The organism is Kitasatospora sp. NPDC091257, from assembly GCF_044757675.1.
Lineage (GTDB): Bacteria > Actinomycetota > Actinomycetes > Streptomycetales > Streptomycetaceae > Kitasatospora > Kitasatospora lactacystinica.
The window spans coordinates 1-1799 of record NZ_JBIVVI010001539.1; the positions used below are offsets into that span (position 1 = coordinate 1).

Consider the following 1799-nt stretch of genomic DNA (forward strand, 5'->3'; position numbering starts at 1 on the left):
GCTTCCGCAGGGCCGGCGGCACCGTCCTGACGGTCACGCGCAGCGAGCCGCGGTCGGCTCAGGCCGGGCCGCTCGGCCCCCGTCCGCGTGCTTCGGCGTACTCCTTGAACCGCCTCAGGTCCCCCTTCACCCGGTGGTCGACCGCGGCCCTGGCCTCGCCGGCCTTCTCCCCCGGCCGCTCGTGCCGGAGGTCGACGGCGAGGGTGACCCGGGTGTGGCCCGGGTCGAGCCGCCGGAAGGTCACCTTCTCCTTCCGGTCCGTCTCGCCGTCCACGGCCCGCCAGGCGATCAGTTCCTCGGGCTCCTGGTCGACGATCTCGGTGTCGTATTCGCGGGTGACGCCGTCGATGCTGGTGCGCCAGTGGATGTGGCGGTCGTCCAGCCGGGTCACCGAGTCGACGCCCTCCATGAAGTGCGGGAACTCCTCGAACTGCGTCCACTGGTTGTAGGCGGTGTGCAGGGGCACGGCCACGTCCACGGATTCCTTCACCGTGCTCATGAGGACCTCCTCGTAGGCTGCGGCCGGGGCCTTCCCGCCCGTCTGTGCACCTGCCCGTCCGGCACCGGCGCAACCGTCCCGCATCCCGCCACCGGCCCCGCCCCGGACCGGACCGGTCCAAGCCGCCGGAGGTCCGGCCCGACCGGCCCGACTCAGGGCGCGGAGCGCGGCCCGTCGCCCTCGGCCAGGTGCCGGGTCACGGTGTCGAGGTCCGTGCCCAGCCGTTGGGCGGCGCCGACGAGCAGGCTCAGCGCGGTGTGCGGGGTCACGTCGAACCGTTCGGCGGTGATGCCGATGGCGAGGCCGGTGGCGTGCCGCCGGTCCAGCAGGTCGGCGACCGCCCTGGACAGCGCGAAGCGGTCGAGGGCGGCCGACGCCTGGAGGGCGAGCACCTCCACCAGGCCGAGGGCCGGGGTGCCGGGCTCGACCGGGGTGCGCAGGTAGGCGCTGAACACGGTGCAGCCGTGCGGGTGGGTGCGCAGGTGGGCGCCGGCCACGGCCCGTACGCCGCAGCGCCGGGCCCGGTCGGCGAACCGGTCCGACCGGCCGGGGTCCAGCCGGACCACGACCTGTCCTTCGCCCTGGCGGCGGAGCCGGGGCAGCGGGCCCGCTTCCGAGCCGCCCTGCGCCCGTTCGAGGGCGAGCAGGTACGAGGGGGTCGCCGCGAAGGTCTCGACCGAGCCGTCGTCGTGCCAGGTGCTGACGGCGGCGCCCACGCAGTCCGGGACCGTGACCCGGGTCAGCTGCACCACGTCGTGCAGGCTCTGGAGGGGCCCGGACCGGACCCGTTCGTGGGCCGCGAGTTCGCCGAGTTCGGCCAGGAGCGCCGCGCGGGCCCGGTCGTTCGCCGGCGCCCCGGCCGCCGCCGTGGCGACGTCGGCCGGGCCTTGGCGTGCCAGCAGCAGGCGGGCCCTGGCGACCGCGCGGACCGCGTCGGCCTCCCCGGTGTAGATGCCGATCGTGTAGCAGACGTCGCGCAGCCGCTGCCCGGCTTCCGGCGAGCTCGACGGGGACAGGGCCTCGTACTCCGCGACCAGCCGGCCGAGCGCAGCGACATCCACCATGGGCATGAGCACCTCCGTGTGTTTACGGAAAGTATGCGCCGATCACGCAGCGAAACCGCGCCGTCGGTCGCCTCACCCCGGTGGTCGGCCCGCAGACGGCCGCTGACGGCCCGCCGGAGACCGTCAGCGGGCGTCGGGGGCCGTCGAGGGCGTCCGGCCGTCGGCGCAGGCGCGGAGCACCGCGAAGGCGGTCGCCAGCGTCAGGGCCCAGCAGCCCGCGAGGCCCCAGAGGAAGG

Annotated in this window: 2 protein-coding genes; both read right to left on the reverse strand. The window is 75.5% G+C overall.

Annotated features, from left to right (window positions below; translation table 11 throughout):
• Positions 1-58: 58 nt before the first annotated feature.
• Positions 59-499: an SRPBCC family protein gene (locus ACIQOV_RS40055; RefSeq protein ID WP_401055885.1), complete on the reverse strand. Its 441-nt coding sequence runs from the start codon at positions 497-499 to the stop codon at positions 59-61.
• 152 nt (positions 500-651) lie between these two features.
• Positions 652-1563: a DUF5133 domain-containing protein gene (locus ACIQOV_RS40060; protein ID WP_359898307.1), complete on the reverse strand. Its 912-nt coding sequence runs from the start codon at positions 1561-1563 to the stop codon at positions 652-654.
• Between the last annotated feature and the right edge of the window lie 236 nt (positions 1564-1799).

Coding starts and splice junctions, on each gene's coding strand:
- ACIQOV_RS40055 (WP_401055885.1), bottom strand. CDS start 499: ATGAGCACGGTGAAGGAATCCGTGGACGTGGCCGTGCCCCTGCACACC.
- ACIQOV_RS40060 (WP_359898307.1), bottom strand. CDS start 1,563: ATGGTGGATGTCGCTGCGCTCGGCCGGCTGGTCGCGGAGTACGAGGCC.